Origin of the sequence: Anaerotignum sp. MSJ-24 (assembly GCF_018918145.1) — a bacterium.
Lineage (GTDB): Bacteria > Bacillota > Clostridia > Lachnospirales > Anaerotignaceae > Metalachnospira.
Map to the genome: position 1 here is coordinate 1 of NZ_JAHLPX010000011.1, position 21,096 is coordinate 21,096.

The 21,096-nt window shown below is 40.3% G+C and carries 18 protein-coding genes and 2 tRNA genes; 14 read left to right on the top strand and 6 right to left on the bottom strand.

Translation table 11 applies throughout. The features are described 5' to 3' along the window. Positions 1–38 precede the first annotated feature (38 nt). The 8 genes from KQI66_RS10270 to KQI66_RS10305 all read left to right on the top strand — a co-directional run bounded on the left by KQI66_RS10270 (position 39) and on the right by KQI66_RS10305 (position 8,121). Positions 39–110, top strand: a tRNA-Glu gene (locus KQI66_RS10270). A gap of 54 nt (positions 111–164) precedes the next feature. Further along, positions 165–236, top strand: a tRNA-Cys gene (locus tag KQI66_RS10275). A gap of 208 nt (positions 237–444) precedes the next feature. Then, the gene (locus KQI66_RS10280) at positions 445–1,803 is read left to right on the top strand and encodes a citrate/2-methylcitrate synthase (protein WP_216429510.1); all 1,359 of its coding nucleotides are present in this window, start codon (positions 445–447) and stop codon (positions 1,801–1,803) included. 106 nt (positions 1,804–1,909) lie between these two features. Beyond that, positions 1,910–2,158 carry a spore coat associated protein CotJA gene (locus KQI66_RS10285; protein ID WP_216429258.1) on the top strand — a complete coding sequence of 83 codons (249 nt, stop codon included), beginning with the start codon at positions 1,910–1,912 and terminating at the stop codon, positions 2,156–2,158. After that, a complete protein-coding gene (locus KQI66_RS10290; RefSeq protein ID WP_216429260.1) occupies positions 2,148–2,423 on the top strand; it encodes a spore coat protein CotJB in 276 nt (91 codons plus the stop codon). The genes KQI66_RS10285 and KQI66_RS10290 overlap by 11 nt, the downstream gene beginning before the upstream one ends. Before the next feature lies 1 nt (position 2,424). Further along, complete coding sequence (locus KQI66_RS10295; protein WP_216429261.1) at positions 2,425–2,847, top strand: manganese catalase family protein; 423 nt, start codon at positions 2,425–2,427, stop codon at positions 2,845–2,847. Between the two features lie 275 nt (positions 2,848–3,122). Next, a complete protein-coding gene (locus KQI66_RS10300; RefSeq protein WP_216429263.1) occupies positions 3,123–5,600 on the top strand; it encodes a helix-turn-helix transcriptional regulator in 2,478 nt (825 codons plus the stop codon). A 151-nt stretch (positions 5,601–5,751) separates the two neighbouring features. Continuing rightward, positions 5,752–8,121 (top strand): stalk domain-containing protein, encoded by a 2,370-nt coding sequence (locus KQI66_RS10305; protein ID WP_216429265.1) that lies wholly within the window; start codon positions 5,752–5,754, stop codon positions 8,119–8,121. Between the two features lie 44 nt (positions 8,122–8,165). Here the strand turns inward: KQI66_RS10305 and KQI66_RS10310 are convergent, their stop codons facing one another. Both KQI66_RS10310 and KQI66_RS10315 read right to left on the bottom strand, forming a co-directional pair. Next, positions 8,166–9,785, bottom strand: coding sequence for a helix-turn-helix domain-containing protein (locus KQI66_RS10310; RefSeq protein WP_216429267.1), 1,620 nt, complete (start codon positions 9,783–9,785; stop codon positions 8,166–8,168). A 12-nt stretch (positions 9,786–9,797) separates the two neighbouring features. Next, positions 9,798–11,126 carry an ABC transporter substrate-binding protein gene (locus tag KQI66_RS10315; protein ID WP_216429269.1) on the bottom strand — a complete coding sequence of 443 codons (1,329 nt, stop codon included), beginning with the start codon at positions 11,124–11,126 and terminating at the stop codon, positions 9,798–9,800. 538 nt (positions 11,127–11,664) lie between these two features. On the opposite strand from KQI66_RS10315, the gene KQI66_RS11525 reads away from it, so the two are divergent. Both KQI66_RS11525 and KQI66_RS10325 read left to right on the top strand, forming a co-directional pair. Then, positions 11,665–13,488, top strand: a complete 1,824-nt coding sequence (locus KQI66_RS11525; RefSeq protein ID WP_216429270.1) for a stalk domain-containing protein — start codon at positions 11,665–11,667, stop codon at positions 13,486–13,488. 286 nt (positions 13,489–13,774) lie between these two features. Further along, the gene (locus KQI66_RS10325; protein ID WP_253287747.1) at positions 13,775–14,470 is read left to right on the top strand and encodes a class I SAM-dependent DNA methyltransferase; all 696 of its coding nucleotides are present in this window, start codon (positions 13,775–13,777) and stop codon (positions 14,468–14,470) included. 440 nt (positions 14,471–14,910) lie between these two features. On the opposite strand, the gene KQI66_RS10330 is transcribed toward KQI66_RS10325, so the two are convergent. After that, on the bottom strand, positions 14,911–16,470 hold the full coding sequence (locus tag KQI66_RS10330; RefSeq protein WP_216429512.1) for a recombinase family protein: 1,560 nt from the start codon (positions 16,468–16,470) through the stop codon (positions 14,911–14,913). Then, entirely contained in the window at positions 16,467–16,607 is a 141-nt protein-coding gene (locus tag KQI66_RS10335) for a hypothetical protein (RefSeq protein WP_216429273.1), read from the bottom strand. The genes KQI66_RS10330 and KQI66_RS10335 overlap by 4 nt, the downstream gene beginning before the upstream one ends. A gap of 138 nt (positions 16,608–16,745) precedes the next feature. On the opposite strand from KQI66_RS10335, the gene KQI66_RS10340 reads away from it, so the two are divergent. Further along, positions 16,746–17,861 (top strand): serine/threonine protein kinase, encoded by a 1,116-nt coding sequence (locus KQI66_RS10340; RefSeq protein WP_216429275.1) that lies wholly within the window; start codon positions 16,746–16,748, stop codon positions 17,859–17,861. Positions 17,862–17,913: 52 nt separating this feature from the next. Here the strand turns inward: KQI66_RS10340 and KQI66_RS10345 are convergent, their stop codons facing one another. Further along, entirely contained in the window at positions 17,914–18,333 is a 420-nt protein-coding gene (locus KQI66_RS10345) for a helix-turn-helix domain-containing protein (protein WP_216429277.1), read from the bottom strand. A 139-nt stretch (positions 18,334–18,472) separates the two neighbouring features. Beyond that, on the bottom strand, positions 18,473–18,799 hold the full coding sequence (locus KQI66_RS10350) for a helix-turn-helix domain-containing protein (protein ID WP_216429278.1): 327 nt from the start codon (positions 18,797–18,799) through the stop codon (positions 18,473–18,475). A gap of 128 nt (positions 18,800–18,927) precedes the next feature. On the opposite strand from KQI66_RS10350, the gene KQI66_RS10355 reads away from it, so the two are divergent. From KQI66_RS10355 to KQI66_RS10365, 3 genes are read left to right on the top strand one after another with little or no spacing between them, the layout of a single operon-like run. Continuing rightward, the gene (locus tag KQI66_RS10355; RefSeq protein ID WP_216429280.1) at positions 18,928–19,611 is read left to right on the top strand and encodes a zinc-ribbon domain-containing protein; all 684 of its coding nucleotides are present in this window, start codon (positions 18,928–18,930) and stop codon (positions 19,609–19,611) included. Between the two features lie 19 nt (positions 19,612–19,630). After that, positions 19,631–19,957: a DUF2085 domain-containing protein gene (locus KQI66_RS10360; RefSeq protein ID WP_216429514.1), complete on the top strand. Its 327-nt coding sequence runs from the start codon at positions 19,631–19,633 to the stop codon at positions 19,955–19,957. A gap of 20 nt (positions 19,958–19,977) precedes the next feature. Next, complete coding sequence (locus tag KQI66_RS10365; RefSeq protein ID WP_216429282.1) at positions 19,978–21,054, top strand: YARHG domain-containing protein; 1,077 nt, start codon at positions 19,978–19,980, stop codon at positions 21,052–21,054. Positions 21,055–21,096: the final 42 nt, after the last annotated feature.

Here is a 21,096-nt window from a genome sequence, read left to right on the forward strand (position 1 = left end):
TTCGAACCCTACTTGGGGAGCTTCTTAAAAAATAATATGGCCCGATGGTCAAGCGGTTAAGACACGGCCCTTTCACGGCTGTAACCCGGGTTCGATTCCCGGTCGGGTCATTATAAAATTTTACTTGATTTTATTTGTTTCATGTGATATAATATAATAAGTATGGCGCTGTAGCCAAGTGGTAAGGCAAAGGTCTGCAACACCTCTATGCATCGGTTCAAATCCGATCAGCGCCTTGAAAACCTCCGATTATGTCGGAGGTTTTTTTCTGCTGTTTTTTGTTATCAAAAGTCGTTAATTGTAACAAAATGAAGTTTTAAAGTGTTAATTTAATAAATGTTCACAAAATATTCATTGACTTGATTTTATCGTAATTATATAATAGCAATAAAAACTATGAATAAATGTAATGCTGACATAAATTTTAAGAAGGAAGGCGATAAAATGTCAATCAATAAAAGTATATTAGATTTTACCGAAAACTATGGAGATATATGTAAGCATAATGACTATATTCCGCAGACACTTTTTGATGAATATGGTGTTCAAAGAGGTCTTAGAGATAAAAACGGAAACGGAGTCCTTACCGGCCTTACTAATATATCTCGAATAGAAGCCTTCCAGAAGATTAACGGAGAAAAAGTACCCTGCGAAGGAAAGCTCTGGTACAGAGGATATAACGTGCTTGACCTTGTAAGGGACTTTTCGGCAAAAAGATTCGGTTATGAAGAAACAGCTTATTTGCTTTTGTTTGGCGAACTGCCTAATAATACTCAGCTTGAAAAGTTTAAAAAAGTTTTGGGTGAAAGCAGAACTCTTCCGACAAACTTCACAAGAGATGTTATTATGAAGGCTCCGAGCCACGATATTATGAATTCGCTTACAAAAAGCGTGCTTACGCTTGCTGCTTATGATGACAATGTGGCAGACCAGTCCATCGAAAATGTGCTCAGACAGAGCCTTAATCTGATAAGTACATTCCCTATGCTTGCGGTTTACGGCTATCAGGCATACAGCCATTACGATTTGGACGGAAGTATGTATATCCACAGACCTGATGAAAAGCTTTCAACAGCTGAAAATATATTGATGATGCTCAGACCGGACAGAAGCTATACGGAGCTTGAGGCAAGAGTTCTTGATGTTGCGCTTGTGCTTCATATGGAGCATGGCGGCGGTAATAACTCAACATTTACAACTCGTGTCGTAACATCAGCCGGAAGCGATACATACTCGGTAATCGCCGCAGCGTTGTCATCGCTTAAAGGCCCTAAGCATGGTGGAGCGAATATCAAGGTTGTTGAAATGATAAACGATATAAAGAGGAATGTGGCCGACCTTAAGGATGAGGACGAAATGAGAAATTATCTCGGAAAAATTGTGGATAAGAACGCATTTGATAAGAAAGGCCTTATTTATGGTATGGGACATGCGGTTTATTCGCTTTCCGATCCGAGAGCAGAGGTGTTCAAAAGCTATGTTAAAAAGCTTGCACTTGAAAAGCACAGAGATGATGATTTTGCACTGTATTCAATGATAGAAAAGCTTGCACCTCAGGTTATCGCCGATAAACGCAGAATATATAAGGGCGTAAGCATGAATGTGGATTTTTACAGCGGCTTTGTTTACAGTATGCTTGATATTCCGCTTGAGCTGTATACACCGATATTTGCGATTGCCAGAATTGTCGGCTGGAGTGCTCATAGAATTGAGGAACTTATTAATGTAGATAAAATAATCAGACCTGCATATAACAGCGTAATGAGCGAGAGAGAATACGTTCCCTTTGATAATAGAGATTGATAGATTATATATCCCGTTTTGGACTAAAACCGAAACGGGATTTTTTGTAACCATATGAAAATTTACTTCATAATATAGGTTAAAAGTGATTTGAAGGAGAACTGAAATGGAAATGCTTTTAAATAATTTATCCGCAGCGGACTGCTGTTCCGGAAAAAGTGAACCCGAAAAGAAAAGCCGCTGCCGAAAAGGCAATCTTGCACAGGCATATGTACCAATGCAGATGTGGACAGAGCCGATGGAGGCAATGACATCGCTTGCCTGTGGCACAGTGTTCGGCGAGTTTGTAATGCCTTATGTTAAAGGTTCGTCACTTGAAAGAAATAAACGGGAGGTCTGTAACCATGAATCGTGATGAGTTATTAAAGAGTCTTTCTTCGTTGGATTTTATGGCAGTTGATTTGGGACTTTATCTGAATACGCACCCGGACGATTGCGAGGCTGTGGACGAATATAACCGTATAATTAAGGCTGCTGACAAGGTCAGAATGAAATATGAGGAAGAATATGGACCTTTGTGTTCATTCCGTTCATATGCAAGGGACGGCTGGAGCTGGATTGATAATCCATGGCCTTGGAATGCGTGTTTTAATGTGAATATCGAGAAAGGAGCCTGCTGATATGTGGATTTATGAAAAAAAGCTTGAATATCCGATTAAAATAACAAAGCCTGACGCACGCATGGCAAAGATCATTATTGAGCAGTATGGCGGCGGAGACGGAGAATTGGGAGCTACACTGCGGTATCTCAGTCAGAAATTTTCCATGGTAACTCCGCAGGCTAAGGCGACATTAAACGACATCGCTACGGAAGAAATGGCCCATTTAGAGATGGTTGGTACTATGGTTCATCAGCTTACAAGAGGACTTACAGAGGAACAGATTAAGGCGGCAGGTTTAGATCCGTATTATGTAGCTCATGGCCTCGGAGTATATCCGTCAGCCGCATCGGGAGTGCCGTTTACTGCGGCATATATACAGAGCAAGGGCGATCCGATTACGGATTTGTATGAGGATATGGCAGCAGACGGTGCGATTGCGTAAGGACAGTAAATGGGTGTTATAACTTTAAGTTACATAAGTTCTCTATAACCATAAAAAAAGACCGCTGATAAGCGGTAAAACTGTTTCAGACCAACCGCTTTAAACGGTTGCTTTCCTTGCCCTTATTATAATTTATATGCAGAAATATTGCAAGGCTGACATAAGAAGTTTTTGAACTTCTTTTTTATTTGCGTAATCGGGAATTTTAAAATGTATACCGATAAACAAAACCTATGCTATAATATAGCCATAAATTGTTACGGTGAGGTGCGGCTATGGCTAAAACAAAGCAAAATCTGAATACAATATATATATCGGAAAAAATGCAGGAGCAGCTCCGACTGATTTCCGAAAAGCCTTTTACTGCGGTCGTTGCACCCATGGGCTACGGAAAGAGTACGGCCATAAACCGATATCTCAACAATCTGGACAAAAGAAATAATAAAGTAATAAGAATAAATGTATATTCCGAAAGCATACCGCTTTTCTGGAGCAGCTTCCGGGAGGCCTTTAAGGCTGTTGACGGTGAAATAGAAAAATTTCAGTATCCATATGATGCGGAAGGCCGTGGAATACTGACGGAATATATGAAAAGACTTTTTGCCGGCATTAAAAAGAATATATATATTTTCATTGACGATTTTCACCTTATGAAGGACGCTTCTGCGGTGGCATTTATAACCGCTCTGGCACATTCATTGCCCGAAAACGTACATATCATTGTTGCCGGGAGGGACAGATTTCTGCCGGCAGAGGAAATAGTCAGGCTTGGAAAAAATCTCCACAGAATAGGCATTGAGCACTTAAGGCTTGACCTTACGGAGGCAGGAATATATGCCGAAAAATGCGGAATAGCCATTGAAAGGGAACAGCTCGAAAGGCTTATGCAGTTGAGCGAAGGCTGGTTTTCGGCGATATATCTCAATTTGCGGTCCTATGTTCAGCATGGTGAAATGCTTGAGGCCAACGAGGATATTTATGAGTCGATAACATCCGCACTTATTGAGCCGGCAACGGACGAGGAAAAACAGTTTTTGTTCAAAATGAGCATTGCCGATGAATTTCCTGTCGGAATGGCGGAATTTATTTCCGAAAATAAAGACAGCGAAATACTGCTTAAAACTATGACAGAGAAAAATGCCTTTATCACAAGACTGCCGAACAAAAATTACCGTTTCCACCATATGCTCAAGCATTGTGCAAACGAAGGCTTTAATACTCTGCCGGATGAGGAAAAAAGAAACTGCTATATACTTTACGGAAGGTATCACGAGGCCAATGAGGAATATCTTAAGGCACTTATGTTCTTTGCAAAGGCAGAGGATTACGAAGGCTGGCTGAGAGCTGTACAAAAGGACGTCGGCGTTGCACTTGCGGTTATGGAGCCGAAAGAGGTACTTGACGTTATGGAAAAATGTCCCAAAGACATAATGTGCAAAAATCCGTGGGCGGTGCTTGTGCTTATGAGAAGGCTGTTCACATGGCGGCAGATTCCCAAAATGCTTGAGCTTAAAAATATGCTTATAGGATATGTTAAGAAAAGTACGGAATTAAGCGACACCGAAAAGGGCGATATACTCGGCGAATGTGATCTTATTATGAGCTTTTTGTGCTACAACGATATTCTGGCAATGAGTGCTCTCCACCGAAGTGCAAGCAGGCAGATGTCCGGTCCGGCTATGTCAATACGCACCTACGGCTCATGGACATTCGGTTCGCCGTCCGTTCTTATGATGTTCCACAGAGAGCCGGGAAAGCTGCCGGAGGAGCTTGCGGCAATGAACGAATCTATGCCGTATTATTACCGTATAACGGACGGCCATGGACAGGGTGCGGAGTTGCTTATGCAGGCAGAGGCGGCGTTTATGCAAGGTGATATTCTTAAGGCACATATTGAGCTTGAAAAGGCACGACAGCGTGTTAAGGAAAAAGGCCAGATAAATATGGATTTATGCTGTGATTTTCTCGAACTGCGGCTAAGCCTGCACACAAAGGATATAGCATTGTTTGATTTCGAGAAAAGAAAGCAGGACGTCGTTGACACCCATAATACGCTTTTTGTGAATATATACCGTAGTGCATTGGCATATTATTTTGCACTTATCGGCGAAACGGACAAAATACCCGATGAATTTAAGGAGCATAAGCTGGACGGCATTAACTATCTTGCTCCCTGCAAGCCTATGATGTATCTGATAGAAAACCGGGTATATCTTGCACAGGGCGAGTTTGCAAAGGTTATAGGCAGAAGTGAATCGCTCATAGCACAATGCAGAGCCGTTCCTTACGGTCTTTGCGAGATACATATACTTATACAGACTGCCGCCGCATACGAAATGCTCGGCTGTCGAAAAGAGGCAGAGGAATATCTGGAAAAGGCAACAGAGCTTTCAAAGCCGGATAAGCTTTATATGCCCTTTGCGGAAAACTACATTTATATAAAGGCTCTGCTCATGGACAGCGAGTTTGAAAACAGAGTGAAGGAAATAGCACTAAACAGCCAAAGCATAACGGAGAGCATAAAAGAAAAAAATCTGGGAATGTCAAGGCTTGAAGGGCTTACGCCGAAGGAGGCACAGATTGCCGCACTTATGGCACAAAGACTTACGGGCAGGGAGATAGCCGAAAAATGCTTTTTGTCCGAAGGCACAATAAAGCAGTACATAAACCGTATATATGCCAAGCTGGGCATAGAAGGAGATACAAAAACAAAAAGAAAAAAGCTGTATGAGCTTTTCGATTACAAAAACTAACCTTTAGTTAATATATATTTTCATTTTGCCGCCGTATACTGTATATGTGCGGTAGAAGCATTATTTTTAGGAATGCCGTACACAGCGTGTGCGGCACTTTTTATATATACAAAAATATATAACAGAAAATAATATTAAAAGGGTGGGGAATATGAAGAAAAATTTCAGCTTTAAAAAATTGCTGGGCGTCGGTATTTCAGCAATTATGTGCATTTCCGCTTTTCCCGTTGCGGCAATGGCGGCAGACGACGTTACAGCGGAGCAGGAAGGCGATACAGAGTCTGAGTCGAATAATGTCGATAATATTAAGCTTTTTGACGAAAAGGGCAAGGATGTGTCAGACGGAATTTCAATAGAAAGAGCGGCTAAAACCGCAATAGATTCATTAAAATATATCTATGATTTAAAAATATATGACAACGGCAAGGAAATAGACAACAGCGACGGAGCTTATAATTATTTCGCCGGAGCTAAATTTAATGACGAGAATGCTTCCGGAAAGATAAATACCTATTTTTATAATAACCAGATGAATATTTATGTAAACAATAAGGCGGAAGTCGGTGAATATGACCTTGCGGTAACCGTTTCAAAAGACAACAAGGAGCTTTTTACCAAGCATTTTAAATTAACAGTTCTGGAAAGCAGTGAAGATGCGGAAAGCTACGGAATAGCAGTCAGCGGCATAACAATAAATAAAAACAACGCAGATGATGTTCTGGGCGATAAAAGCGTAAGCTACGACTTAAATAAAAATACGCTTTATCTTGATAATGCAGAAATAACAAGCTATGAAAAGCCGGCGTTATACTCGGTAGGTGATTTAACCGTAAGACTTAAGGGCACAAACGAGCTTAACGGAGTTATCGGAAACACAGGTGCAGGTGGAAAATTTGCCAATATTACATTGGAAGGAAACGGAACGCTTACAAACAGCAAATATACTCTTATATATGCCAGCTATATTTTGGAATCGGGCAAATTAAAAATAAATTCAACAGAAAAAGAATCCGTAAGCATGCCGGGAAGTCTTACCGTAGACGGAGGCAATGCCGAGATTAATACAATTCAGCCTGTTATTCAGGGCGGCATTGTTTTCAAAAGCGGAAGCTTAAGGTATATCGGCAGTAAAGACATAAGCGCACAGTTAGAGTTGGAGCTTTTCAGCATAAATACAGCCAACGATTACTGGTGGCGTACATCGGAAAACGGAGATTGGACAAAGGGAGGATACAGCAAGCCGGACGGTGCGATAAAATATTTTGAGATAACAGACGCAGATCCGGATATTCCGGAAGAAAAGTTTGAATTCACAAAACAGCCGTCCGATTTGTCGGATATTGCAAAGGGAGCAACGGCATATGTTAAGTTTGAGATAAATAAACCGGCTGAAGAAGTAAAGCTTTTTAAGGTAATCGGCAATGTTATTCAGGAAAAATACAGCATGAAAGCTGCGCCGGCAGACACAGAGCTTTCGATTCCCGTAAGTAATACTGAGGAATTTGAAGGCTCATATACAGGCACATATGTAATAAGAGCATATATTGGCGACGGCTTTTATCAGAGCAGAAAATTTACAATAACATGGGTTGAAAAACAGCCTGCCGTTGAGCATACTGTTACTGCCTACGGACTTTACGGAGAAACAATGGGAATAACTCCCGGAGAGAAATATACAATGGATTATGCTGTCGGAGAAAGAGTAGCACTCCAGATAGGCAAACGCAGCGGTTATAAATTAAAAGGAATTACGCTCGAAGGAATAAGCGAAAGCGATATAAGCTGGTATTTAAAGGACAGCGAATCTAAGGAGAGAGGTATTGTATTTGATATGCCGGACAACAATGTGACGGTTACGGTAAACTGGAAGAGAAACAGCAGCTCAGGCGGCGGCTCATCATTAAGCAGTGTAAGCTCAACAAAGTATGCTGTAACAAGTCCTTCTGTCGAAAACGGAGAAGTTATTATTGATAAAGCAAATGCGGCAAAAGGTTCCGACGTTACAATTATGCCAAAGGCTGACGAAGGCTATGAGCTTGGCTCAATAAAGGTAACGGACAGAAAAGGCAACGAAATCAAGCTGACAGATAACGGTGACGGAACATACACGTTCACAATGCCTGAATCAAAGGTAAATATAGATGTATCCTTCAAGAAGATAGAAAGTGACAACGTAATAAAAATGACCATAGGCAGTATAGAAATGTCTGAAAATGGCAGAGCGTTCTATAATGATGTTGCTCCGATAATTGTTGACAACAGAACAATGGTGCCTATAAGGGTTATAACCGAATTGTTGGGTGGAACGGCAGACTGGAATGAGGCAACAAAAGAGGTTATGCTCACAATCGACGGAAAAGAAATAAAGATGACGGTCGGCGTTGTGCTCGAAAAATACGGCGTTGCACCTGTAATAATAAATGACAGAACCTATGTACCGATCCGCTTTGTGGCTGATGAGCTTGGAGCGGAAACAGACTGGGACGAAGCGACAAACACAGTTACAATTATAAAGAAATAAACAAAAATACGGTATCGCAGACTTTGCGATACCGTATTTCGCATTTATTGCTCGTTATCCTTTTTTTGCTTGAGTATGGTTGCATACAAAAGTAACTGCTTTAATGAATTTACACCGAGCTTTGAATAAATATTCCGATTATGAAATCTTATTGTTGATTCCTTTGTACCGGTAAGTTCCATTATTTCCTTTACTTTTTTACCTTCAAGATAATAGTTGAAAATAAGGCTTTCGGTTGGCGACAGATTTTTTATACCGTTACAGAACTGTTTATAATTGTCCGGATCAACCTCATTCTTTCTCGAATAGGCAAGCCTTGAAATCTTTTGCTGTGCCTCGTTATATTCGTCCTTTATCTGCGAAAGGGCAGTTTCCATTTCAACTAAAGCAATTTCGTTTTTATGGTCTTGTTCAGCAAGAAATTCAAACAGGTCTTCGATTTCGGATATGTTGGAATTTGCACCTTCGTATTCTTTGCTGTGTATTTGTTTTAAGCCTTCCTTTATCGGCAGAAGGTAATGCCGGCTGAAAAAATTACAACAGCTGATAACTGCAATAGCAAGCAAAAGTATGAGCAAAGCAATCCGGAGTGCATTATATCGTGCCGAATGAATATAATCCTGCTTCGGCATTAATATGGTAACGGAAAACTTCTGATTTCCGCAATGCAAATCCATATCGGATGATATGCCGATATATGAATAATCATCGCTTTTATATTCCTGCAAGCCCTTGCCGATTGCTTTTGAACTGAATTTACCCTTAGGCGCCAAATAATATCCGCTTGTTATGCCGCAGCTGAAGCTGTTTTCGGCATCGACCAGACTATCGCTGTCCTTGTTAAGACAGAATACGGCCCGCTTTATATTAGACGGCTGTGCAAATATATTTTTGAAATAGCTTTCGCTTATCTCAAAGCCGCACAGACCGTAAACCGTTCCGTCAGAACCGATTATCGGAACAGTAAACAGCATTACCCGCTCAGATGTACCCGGCAAAGTAATTATGTCTGTAATACGGCATGATGTAGACAGCGGCAGAGATGCGTTCAGCATAAGCTCGTCATAATTGGGAAAAGTGTTTGCATTGAACTCAAGCCGCCATTTCCTATGCGGCATAATGCCGAGAGATTTGCTGTATTCGGCAGAGCCGCGGTAGAGCAATATACAGTTGTCGGAAAAATCCAGGTTGCTCTGCTGCAAATATATGCCGGTTTTTGACCTGTCGGCATTATCCAAGCCGGGATTTATTGTTGCGTCAAGGATTATGAATGCACCGGAACAGTCGGTTTCTAACAGCTTATGATTGAGCATATCAAACATTTTCGGCTGTATGCCTTCTATATTTTTTTTAGAGCCGTTGAAGTCTTTAAAGCTTATACCGTTTTTATTTATATAATCCTCAATTATATGAGTTGTATTTTCGGAAAGCTGTATCCCCATTACCGCAAGGTCGTTGCAGTAGGAATTAAGCTGCTGTTCAAAGACCTTTCCTTGAAAATCCAGCGTATTGTAAGTTTCCTTCTTCAGGCTTGTTACCTTTCCGAGAAGGAACAATCCCGCAAGAAAAAATACAATAAGAAATATGGCCAATATAAGCATATATCCGAAAAGCTTGTGTTTCATGGATTGCTTTTTGTTTGCAAGGCTGTGAAATATCTTCATAAAATCACCGCCTTACCTGATAGCTTTGAAAAGTTCCCATGTTTCGCTTACAAGAGCATCGGCAGATTCGCCGCTTTTGTACCTTTCGGCATAGCTTGTCTGGTTTGCCCGTAATTCACTATACAGCAGGTTTAGTTTTCTGTAGTATTCCGGCTGTGACGTCATTCTTAAAGCCGTTGCTGTTTTGCTTTCCTCGCCTAATACGGTGTAAAGCTGTTTATACGCATCGGACGAAAATTCGTAATTGTCAAGGCTTTCAAAGGAGGCTTTATTTACAGGCACATACCCGGTCTGTGCCGCAAAATCAAGATTTCTGTCGCCTTCCGTAAGCCAGTGGGCAAATACAGACTCTGCCTCGGCCCTGCGTTCATCGGTTTTGTATGCACATAAACCGACGCCTGACTGTGATATAAGCGGATTTCCGCCTTTTGCCTGCGGAAACGGAAGGACCTGCAAATCCATCGGTTCGGAAGAATTGTCGGGATATGTAATCGTATCATTATAATAAAGTATGGAAGCGCAGGAGCCTATGCCGGAAATTACCTCACCGGTCATAATCTGTGTGTTTGAATATAAATCGGATACAATTATATGCCCTTTTACAAGTGCGTCGGCAAAATCATACCAGGACTGCCTGAATATTTCGTTGTTAAAATCATACCAGCCGTCCTCGGTATATAACTCTCCCGCACCTTTTGAAAGTGCGTTAAGCTCTACGCCGACAATAGGGTAGTCAACGGCGCAGAACGGCTTTCCGCCCGACCATTCGTAATATTTTTCGGAAGCGGAAAAGAAACCGTCCCATGTATCAAGACTGCCGTAGGTTACACCGGTTTCGGCGGAAAAACGATCGAATTGCGAACCCGAAACGAAGAGCAGCAGTGTGGACTTTGCGACGGGGAATATAACAAGCTTATCGTCGACAATGCCGTCGGCCAAAAATTCGGGAATATAGTTATCAATTTCATCTTCCGTAAAATAATCGTTCCAGTCAACAAGATTGTCAACACCTAACGAGGCTGCGTTTGCCGCATGGCAAAAGAACAAGTCCGGCATATCGGGCAGACCGGGAGTGTTGCTCTGAGCCTCAGTAAGCTTTTCGCCTATCTGGGATGCGTTTGACATAAGTGTTACGTCGATGATAATTCCTTTCTCATGACCTACGGTTTCGTTAAATTCATCAACAAGGCGGTTCATAGGGGAATCGACCTGTTCACCGTATACATGCCACATCGTAAGCGTGACGGGGTCATCGGGGCTGAGAGATGTTTTCTCTGAGCAGCCGGATAAACCGAGCAACAATATTAATACCGAAAGGATTAACAGCAGTGTTTTTTTCATAATATTCCTCCTGAGTTTTAAAGCACGGATATTGTTTAGGGCCTATGTAAAAAGTATATTTTTTTGGCCGTCACCTATCAATTTGAGTGTTTTTGACGGGGACAAAAACAGATAAATCTGTATAATAATGCTTACAAGAGTAAAAAGAAGGGTATAAATCTTGTCTTTCCCAAAAAGAGATAGGGGTACCCCTTTGCGCTTTTTTAAAGCACAATAAATTCTGCAACGTGCCAGCGAAAACAGAATTCGCCCCAACCCAATAATATAACCTAATTATATATTATTATAAATTTAATGGCAAGGGCGAGGATAGGCACTGATGCCATGGAGGGAGGCATGTTTTTAAAATAATTATATAGTTTATACAACTTATTTATTTGAAGGGAGAGATTTTATGAAAAAGAAGAAAGGCGGAATAATGAGCCTTTTTCTGGCATTTGTTATGTTGCTTTCATTTGCTCCGGTAACGGCATGGGCGGACGAGAATGTATGAACAAAAGAGACGGAAACATCTGTTGAAAATATAGAAGTAAGTAAAGTGAATATAGTTGTAACAGGCTATGAAGTGGGAAAAACTGTCGGAGATGCAGTTATTTCTACCGACACACAGGGCATTGAATTATGTTCACCATCCGGATATTGGTCTGATAACAATGGCAAAATATCAGATACAGCTAAATTTGAAGCTGAAAAGAAATATTACAATTATGTTTCCATAAAAGCAAAAGACGGATATGTGCTCGATGACTTTTTAACTATTAAATATAATACAAGCGTAAACGGAGACGGAAATTGTGACCAGATTGTAGACGGCTGGGAAAACTATGGATATGTAGACGGAAAATGGACTGATGCAGAAGGATATTATACATTGATGTTCTTTATGGATCCTATTCCATCTGAGTCCGAAAATAATATTACGGAGTTAGCCGTAACACTGACAGGCTTTGAAGTGGGGAAAAATGTTGCCGATGCAGAGGTTACAACAACAAATCCCAATGTAACAATTTCCGATGTTAAATTTATTATTGAAAACGGAAAAGACAATCCGGAAGCAACAGGAACATTTGAAGCAGGCATATCCTACAGATTAGCGTTCAATGTAATGCCCGCAGAGGGATATAAGCTTTTTCTTACAAATGCAAAAGATAAGGTTACAATAAACGGAACTCCTGCTAATTATGTAACATCTCTGGCCGAAAGTACGGGCGGAGCATATATCAGCAGTAAATTAATGAAATTAGATGCAGCTGCAATCATTCCCGCCGCACCTACCGGATTAGTCGGTGTTGAGCCTTTTGAAAAGGGCGGAAATGACGGTAAGATAACAGGCACAACAGTCAATATGGAATATTCAACAGACCCGACATTTGCAACTGTAACCGATTGTGGCAATGGTGAAACAACAGGCCTTACAGCCGGAACATACTATGTTCGTGTTAAAGCCGATCCGGAAGGAAACTATGGTGCCGGAGCAGCCGCTGTGGTTGTTGTAAATGAAGGCGTTGAAAGAGTAACGGTAACATTTGATTCAAACGGTGGTTCAAAAGTGGACAGCCGTAGAATTGAAAAGGGTACAGCTGTTATTCAGCCTAAAAATCCCAAGAGAAGCGGATATAGCTTCAAGGGCTGGTATTCTGATGAGGAATTAAGGACAAAATATGATTTCTCACAGCCTGTAAATGAGGACATTACTCTTTACGCACGTTGGAGCAGATCCGGCAGGGGCTCATCAAGCTTAAGCAGTTCCGCAACAAACTACAGAGTAATTATTGAAGATACAGATAACGGTATTGTTGAGTCCGATAAGGAAACCGCTTCAAAGAACTCAATAGTAACGATTACGGTTAAACCTGATAAATATTACGAAATCAGGGGAGTAAAGGTTGTTGACAATAACGGCAACGAGATCAAGCTGAAGGATAAGGGTGACGGAACATATACATTCACAATGCCCGCATCCAAAGTATATGTAAACGCATCATTCAAAGAAATTGAAAAAGGCAACGTAATAAAAATGACAATAGGCGATATAGAAATGTCCGCTAATGACAGAGTATTCTATAACGACGTTGCCCCTGTAATCGTAGATAACAGGACTATGGTTCCCATCAGAGTCATAACCGAATTATTAGGCGGAACGGCAGACTGGAATGAGGCAACAAAAGAGGTTACACTCACAATCGACGGAAAAGAAATAAAGATGACGGTCGGCGTTGTTCTCGAAAAGTATGGCGTTGCACCTGTAATAATAAATGACAGAACCTATGTACCGATCCGCTTTGTGGCTGATGAGCTTGGAGCAGAAACAAGCTGGGACGAAGCGACAAAGACAGTTACAATTTATACAGCTAACAAGTAATTTAATATAATTTTCAGTCCGTATTTTATTAATGCGGACTGTTTTTTTAGTTGAGCTTATATTGATTTGCTGAAAAATATGTAATAAGTAAGGGTAAATATATACTGAAAAAGCAGTGTTGCATTTATATTTTATTTATGCTATTATTAGTGAAAATTTCCGCTAATAGGTATAAAAACGTAATTAGTGTCGATTTTGCGGTTAGAACAGGATATGAAAAAACTGAATTTTAAACGGTGTAAAATTAATCTTTGAAATTTTGATAATCGGAAAGGAAGATATGAAAATGAAACCTAAATTTGATGGTTATGCAGCAAAATATGATGCCTGGTTTATGGAAAACGATAAACTGTTCCAAAGTGAGCTTGCCCTGTTTCAAAAAGTGCTTGGAGATATTGACGGTAAGCGTGTACTTTCCGTTGGCTGTGGAAGCGGCTTGTTTGAGAGCATGATAGACTGTAAAAATATCGAAGGAATCGAGCCTTCACAGGATATGGGCGGAATTGCTAAAAAACGCGGTATTAATGTTATTGCGTTCGGTGCGATTGAAGACGTAGAATTAGAGGAAAACGCATATGATGTTATCTATCTGAACGGAAGTTCAAGCTACATGGAGGATCTTGTGCGTGCATTTGATGTCTGCAAAAAGGCACTCAAACCGAACGGCAAGTTTATTTCTCTCGATGTTCCTAAGGAAAGTGCATTTGGTTTTATGTATCTTCTTGCAAAGAATGTCGGTACATTTGATCATCCTTATCTTAAAGGCGTTATGCCTAAGCTTCCGTATCCGCTTGAATTATGCTGTGCAGGCGTCTGGCATTCAACTGAGGAGAAAATAGACGCTTTGAAAACACTCGGATTCCATGATTTTGAATTTTATCAGACACTTTTAAGAAACCCGATGTATACAAATGAGGTTGCGGAGGATGTTGTTCCGGGATACCAAAGCGGAGGCTATGTTGCAATTATTGCCCATAAATAAGTAATTAAAAGCATATAAAACCATTAATTGTTTTGTTGTTAAACAGATTTTATGTATTTAGCTGAAAAAATATTACTATATTTTTGGATTTAAAACGATTTTACCTATTTTATGTTGAAAATTTGAATTGTTTTCATATAATTAAAACAGTTATTGTTTTATATGTATAGGGCTGATATTCTGTAACATAATAACAGAGATATATCAAACAGCAGTTAGCATACAAGGCTGACTGCTGTTTATTTTTATTATATACAGGAAATTTTTGACAATTAATACTTATAAATCGGTAAACGGAAAAAAATATAGTTTTGGAAAAAATACTAATAATCAATCCCGAAAATCATTTGTTAAAATGATTTTCAATAAAGTTTAGGTAAACCCTTTTTAAAGGGTTTCAGGGTATGGGACAGAGTCCCATGGTTTTAAAAGGAGTATTTTCAAAACTTCCAATGAATTTTAACCGGTATCGTTCTTGTTCCTTCGATACGTCTGCCGACGGAAACATAATCAATCAGTATTTCTACCATTTCCCTTGTAAGATGTTCGAAATTTATGTATTTTTCGATTATCGGGCGGTTATCGCTAAAAGCAATACGCTCGTCTAAAGAATGTATTTTCTGCTCCGTATCGTCAATCAAAAGCTCGCACTGCGTCTTTTTGTCCGAAAAATGCTTATATAAATCGAAATATTCCTCTTGAGAAATGTTGCTGAGAGCCTTATCCATGTATAGCTCACGCAATGCCTTGTTATAATTTTCAATTTGATTTTGGTAGGCCGGTATGCTTTTCTCAAGGCGGATTTTCTGCTCCTTTAGGTCAGTACAGAAATTCAACCGCTGTTCAAGCTCGGCTTGGTCAAGATATGCCTCGGAAATTTCGTGCAGTTCCGATAATACCGTTTTTTCCAGAAGCTCAACGGAGATAAATGCTCCGACACAGTATTCCTTGGAAATGTGGTGGTTCGGACATTGCAGATAGTATTTTCCATGCGACTTCAAGGAACGCAGAGTATATCCGCATTCGGCACATCGTGCCTTTCCGGCGAATAAACCGATAGTGCCGGCACTGAACGGCTTGGCTTTTTCCGATAGCATACACTGAACGGTGTCCCATAGCTCTCTGTCGATTATCGGTTCATGGGTGTTCTCGACACGATACCATTGTGCCTTTGGCCGTGGCTTGTTTTTCTTCGTTTTGTAGGATACACTTCCGTATTTTCCCTGTACCATGTTTCCTATGTAAATTTCGTTTGTCAGCATATTTGAAATGGCGAAATATTTCCATAAGGTGCTGTTCTTAGGCCTTGGCTGTCGGTAATGTATTCCATGCAGACGTTTGTATTCCGTAGGATTGGGAATACCTCTTTCGTTTAGCGTACGGGCAATGGCCGTTTTTCCGCAGCCCTGTGAAAATAACGTGAATACCTCCCGGACAACCGCCGCCGCTTCCTCGTCAATTATCAGATGACCTTTGTTTTCCGGATCCTTTTTGTAGCCGTATAATGCAAAAGAGCCTATATGAAATCCGCTTTTCCGTCGGTGAGTAAGAACACTGCGTATATTTTTCGACATATCGGCAAGATACCGTTCGTCCATAATGCCGTTTATCTGCCTTACAAGAAGATTGTCCTCGTTTGCGGAGTCGGCGTTGTCAATCAGGCTTAAAAACCGAATTCCCCATTGCGGAAACAGATTGTTGATATACCGCTCCACAACCTCAAGCTCTCGGCTGAAACGGGACTGTGTTTTACAGAGAATAATGTCGAATTTGTGCTTTTCGGCATCCTTAAGCATACGGCTGAAGGCAGGACGGTTGCGGTCTGCACCGCTGTAATCATCGTCAATGTATATGTCGTAAATTTCCCAGCCATGGGAAAGGGCGTATTGCGTCAAAAGCTCACGCTGGTTCTGAATGCTGTTGCTGTTGTCATCGGCAGACAGCTTGTTTTTGTCCTCCTCGGACAATCGGCAGTAAATTGCGGCCTTTTCCGTTACTATTCCTCCCGAATTTTATTTGTTTGCAGGCTTGATTTTTCAAGACGGCTGATTAGCTTTATCCATATTTCCGTTACCGCTTTGCTGTCGGTGTGCTCTGTTCCATCCTTAAATATGCTTCGGCATTGGGCGTTGTTCATAGGCATTGCTCCCTTCGTAATATAAATGTATTCATTTATGGTATAAAATATTTCCCTTAAATGTGTTTGCTTGTATTTGTTGACATTAATTGCTATACTGATAATGTTTGATGTAACCGAAGGGCAGGGAGCATGGCGATGGAACGACTGGAAGAACTGAAAACAGGAAAGGTATACCTTGTGTATGATTCCGAAAAGCATCGTATGGCAGTGGAAAAACACTTGCAGGGAAGATGTGCGATTTATGAGAGGTTGAAGGCTTTGTCGCATCCGTATCTGCCAAAGCTTTATGAGGTTAAGTATACGGAGGATGAAACCATAGTATTTGAGGAATATATCAACGGCTCGTCAATAGGTACGGTTTCCGCAACCGAAAAGCAGATAAAAAAATGGCTTTTTGAGCTTTGCGATGTTTTGAAGTTTTTGCATAAAAATAATATTATCCATAGGGATATTAAGCCGTCAAATATACTTCTCGGCAGTGATGGACATATACGTCTTATAGACTTCGATGCGGCAAGAGAGGAAAAAGCAGAGGCGGAAAGCGATACACGGCTGCTTGGCACAAGAGGCTATGCACCGCCTGAGCAATATGGCTTTGCACAGACAGACGAGCGTGCGGATATATATGCCCTTGGCATAACCTTCCGTAAGCTGCTCGGAGAAAAAGCAAAAAAGCCGAGATGGAAGCGTATATTGAAAAAATGTACGGAAATAGAGCCGAAAAAACGATACCGGCATGTATTGCAGATAGAATGGGCAATCCGGCTCGGACAGCTTCGCCGAAGGGTGCTGTATCCGGCAGTTATTGTCTGTTTTTCGGCATTTTCGGCATTTATGCTTTGGGGATATACAACTGATACGGATATGAAGGAAGCGATGAACATAGTTTTAAGCTCCCGGCGAGATTTGATTTTTGATACTGCTGATATGGATGCAATCAAAAACTCGGACGTTAGACTGCCGGTATTTAACGGAAATGCCGTTGAGGTATATACGGATTTAAAGGAAAAATATCCACTGGATAGCTTTATTTCCACAGGATATAGCAGGGATGGAAGCCCGCTTTTTGGTGCATTTTCGACGGAATATACAGTTGCAACAGGCGAGTTACATTATCGCTCCTTTGAGGGCCTTTGCTATATTGATGAGAGCGGAACGGTCGAACTGATTACTCCGGATAAATGTCAGCCCTATGCACCTGCGGTTTTATATTTGTATGAGCTTGATATTTTTGATACACCGATTTTTTAATATTTGGCTTTAACTAAAAAGGTACCGGTTTAAGAATGACCGGTACCTTTATTTATTCCAATACTTCAATTTCATGATCATAAAGTATTTCGTTTGCATCGATGATAGACATTTTCTGGTTTATGGCAAAAAGCAGAAGTGCATCACGCACATCACGGGGATATAGCTCACGAAAGCCAGCCTGTTTTAAAAGGCTCTGGGTTTCGTCGGCATTTAACTCAAGCCCGAAGGCCAGAGCAATAACCTTGTCACGGGAAGGATATTTCTTTCCTCGGAAAATCTGATAAACATAAGATTTGTTAAGATTTGACTTTTTTACTACATTTGCAATGCTGACGTTCTTTTTAATAAGTAAATTGTTTAGGCACTCCGTAAGAGTGTTTAACTGCATATCCTGTTTATTTCGTTCTATGTAATCCAAAATATTTTTTGTGTTTTTTATTTCATTTAACAGCTCATCTGTATTTTTCATAAATATTCCACCTCCGCAAATAAGTATAGCACAGCTGCGGTATATAGTGGTGTACTGAGAGTGTACTCTTTCAGACAAAAAATTTTTTATAATAACGGTAATAGGTTAAGAAAATGATACCAATAAGATTTACAATATGTCAATTATTTTTCATTAAAAACAGCTTTAAGACATCTTCTGCCAATGCAAGTTCTCTTGGAGAACAATGCTGAAGCAGGTCTATGATTGCTGATGAATCACCGAGTTCATATCCTGTGCCGAAAATGATGTATTCCATCGGAAGGTGCATTGAATGGGAAAGCTTAATAAGCGTATCAATGGACATCTGTGATGTGCCAATTTCAAGCTGGCCGTAATAGCCGGAGCCTATGTCTGCAAGCTCGGACATTTTTTCCCTTGTAAGCCCAAGCTCCTGACGGCGTTGACGTAAGCGTTGTCCGATTTCGATTAATTGCTGTTTTTCCATGGCGCACCTCCCCAGTTTTTGTTAAGTATTAATATTGTAAAATATATGAATTAACGATAAAATATGTTATAAGATAACGGAAAATATTATCTTATAACATTACATAAATGCGGATGAAGAGGGAAAATATGTTTTGCAAATTTTGCGGAGAGAAAAATCCGGATGAAGCTGTGTTTTGTAAGAAATGTGGCAAAAAAATTAAAGATGAAATCGCTTTAAGCGATGTCGAAAATAACAAAGTACAGAAAACGGAAATATCCAATACATCAACGATATTTGGTGTTTCGTGTCCACAATGTTCTGCCGGAAGTGAATTTTGTCACCCAGTTGTAAAAACAAATGTAAAGGTTACAGGAAAATTCTATGACATTTGCGACGGCTGCTGCGGTTATATTTTGTTGGGACCTGTCGGATTGTTATGCGGAGCCTGTGGAAGTTCCGTAAAAACAAAAACACGTAATGAAACATGGTGGATATGCCAAAGGTGTGGAAAAGAGTTTATGTCAAAGCAATCAGCATTAGAAAGAGCCAATGTTTCTATGTGGATGGCGGCACTTTATACTCTTTTAATAGGATCATGTATTGGACATGGAATTGAAGAGCCGGGAGATTTTTGGTTTGATGCTATTTTGGTTTTGATTATTGTCGGACTATGGATTTCTATTGTGAAATCATTTGAGGATAGAACGGGCAGAAAACTGAATGATTTGCTGACATATGATGAAAGCCATTTGTTTTGGCTGAAATACTCGGCTATCTGTGCTGGCAGCATAACATTAGGTTTGCTTTGGGGGATAAATACCATTGGATAAAAGAATTTATTCAAAGCTTATGAAAATCGGACATTGTGCAGGCTGCCATCAAAAGCCCGAACGAAGCTTTTTTTATCATGGATACCAATTCCCTGTTTGTGCCCGTTGTACAGGAGTTACGGTTGGACAGCTTTCTGGAATGATAACCTTTTTTGCATATCACCTTCCGAGAGCATGGTCAAATTTTTTTCTGTTTGTTATGTTTTTTGACTGGTTTTTGCAATATATGAAAATTTATGAGTCAAATAATATCCGCCGTTTTATAACGGGACTGCTTTGCGGATATGCACTGGGGCAGCTGTATCTGAAAATATTATTGTGGATTTTATGGTATTTATATATTTAACTTTTAAGGGGTGAATAGATATGGTTTGTAAAAAATGCGGAGCAAAATTGGAGGACAATGCGGTTTTTTGTACCGAATGCGGTGAAAAAATAAATTCGCCGCTGTGTTGTCCCGAGTGCGGAAATGAACTTGAAGAAGGAAGTAAATTCTGTGTCTACTGTGGTGCGGATTTGATGTTGCCAAAAGCCGTAAAAACCACTGCGGAAAATAAGTATATACCGAATTACAATACTTCGGGCTATGAACAACCGAAAAAGAAAAATAAATTTCCCGTTGCGGCAATAGTAATTTTAGCGATTGTTTCAATATTGGTTATTTCTTTTGCAGTCAGGGCGGTACGACGGAAGAAATATGAGGAGGAATTGGAAAGGCTGGCAGAGGAATACAGACAGGAAAGCAATAACAGCTATTCCGAACCGGAAACATACCTGGAATACAGTGAGAATTCGCCTGTTGAGATTTTAAACGCATGGACAGCGGAATATATGGATAGACCTATTTTTGTTGTTTCTTATAGATGGACAAATACCGAGAATACCAACCAGAGTGCACTTTATAATGTCAGCGTATCTGCGTATCAGAATGGTATAGAATTGGAAAAGCCGATTTTTTATGATGAAGATGATGATTTGCGTTCCCGTGATATTAAGCCAGGCGTTTCGGTTGTGATTGAAGAAGCGTTTTATCTTGATGATACCGTAAGTGATATTGAGGTTGAAGCAACTCCATGGTTTGATCTTAATGGTGAAGTTTATGTCGCTGAAACATTTTGGTTTACCGATGCTGACTCTTACGATGATATGGACTATTACAGTGATTATTCTGAATATGTACTTCCGTTCAGTGGCACTGTGTATCTGGAAGAATCTGATTTATATGGCTTATCACAGAATGAGTTAAAAATAGCCAGAAATGAAATATATGCCCGTCACGGAAGAATGTTTAAAGATGAACAGCTTCAGGCATACTTTGATGCATGCAGCTGGTATATACCGTCGATCGCTCCGGAGGATTTCAAGGACAGTATGTTAAATTCCGTAGAAATTGCTAACAGGGACTTGATTGTTGAGTATGAAAAGAGTATGGGGTACAGATAAGTATGAAAACCGTAGGAAAATATGCTTTAGTGTTTTTATCAA

Excerpts from the sequence above, each read along its gene's own strand:
- KQI66_RS10335 (WP_216429273.1), bottom strand. The coding sequence starts at position 16,607 with ATGAACAACGCCCAATGCCGAAGCATATTTAAGGATGGAACAGAGCAC.
- KQI66_RS10295 (WP_216429261.1), top strand. The coding sequence starts at position 2,425 with ATGTGGATTTATGAAAAAAAGCTTGAATATCCGATTAAAATAACAAAG.
- KQI66_RS10365 (WP_216429282.1), top strand. The coding sequence starts at position 19,978 with ATGGTTTGTAAAAAATGCGGAGCAAAATTGGAGGACAATGCGGTTTTT.
- KQI66_RS10355 (WP_216429280.1), top strand. The coding sequence starts at position 18,928 with ATGTTTTGCAAATTTTGCGGAGAGAAAAATCCGGATGAAGCTGTGTTT.
- KQI66_RS10280 (WP_216429510.1), top strand. The coding sequence starts at position 445 with ATGTCAATCAATAAAAGTATATTAGATTTTACCGAAAACTATGGAGAT.
- KQI66_RS10315 (WP_216429269.1), bottom strand. The coding sequence starts at position 11,126 with ATGAAAAAAACACTGCTGTTAATCCTTTCGGTATTAATATTGTTGCTC.
- KQI66_RS10305 (WP_216429265.1), top strand. The coding sequence starts at position 5,752 with ATGAAGAAAAATTTCAGCTTTAAAAAATTGCTGGGCGTCGGTATTTCA.
- KQI66_RS10325 (WP_253287747.1), top strand. The coding sequence starts at position 13,775 with ATGAAACCTAAATTTGATGGTTATGCAGCAAAATATGATGCCTGGTTT.
- KQI66_RS10360 (WP_216429514.1), top strand. The coding sequence starts at position 19,631 with ATGAAAATCGGACATTGTGCAGGCTGCCATCAAAAGCCCGAACGAAGC.
- KQI66_RS10285 (WP_216429258.1), top strand. The coding sequence starts at position 1,910 with ATGGAAATGCTTTTAAATAATTTATCCGCAGCGGACTGCTGTTCCGGA.
- KQI66_RS10350 (WP_216429278.1), bottom strand. The coding sequence starts at position 18,799 with ATGGAAAAACAGCAATTAATCGAAATCGGACAACGCTTACGTCAACGC.
- KQI66_RS10340 (WP_216429275.1), top strand. The coding sequence starts at position 16,746 with ATGGAACGACTGGAAGAACTGAAAACAGGAAAGGTATACCTTGTGTAT.
- KQI66_RS10345 (WP_216429277.1), bottom strand. The coding sequence starts at position 18,333 with ATGAAAAATACAGATGAGCTGTTAAATGAAATAAAAAACACAAAAAAT.
- KQI66_RS10300 (WP_216429263.1), top strand. The coding sequence starts at position 3,123 with ATGGCTAAAACAAAGCAAAATCTGAATACAATATATATATCGGAAAAA.
- KQI66_RS10290 (WP_216429260.1), top strand. The coding sequence starts at position 2,148 with ATGAATCGTGATGAGTTATTAAAGAGTCTTTCTTCGTTGGATTTTATG.
- KQI66_RS10310 (WP_216429267.1), bottom strand. The coding sequence starts at position 9,785 with ATGAAGATATTTCACAGCCTTGCAAACAAAAAGCAATCCATGAAACAC.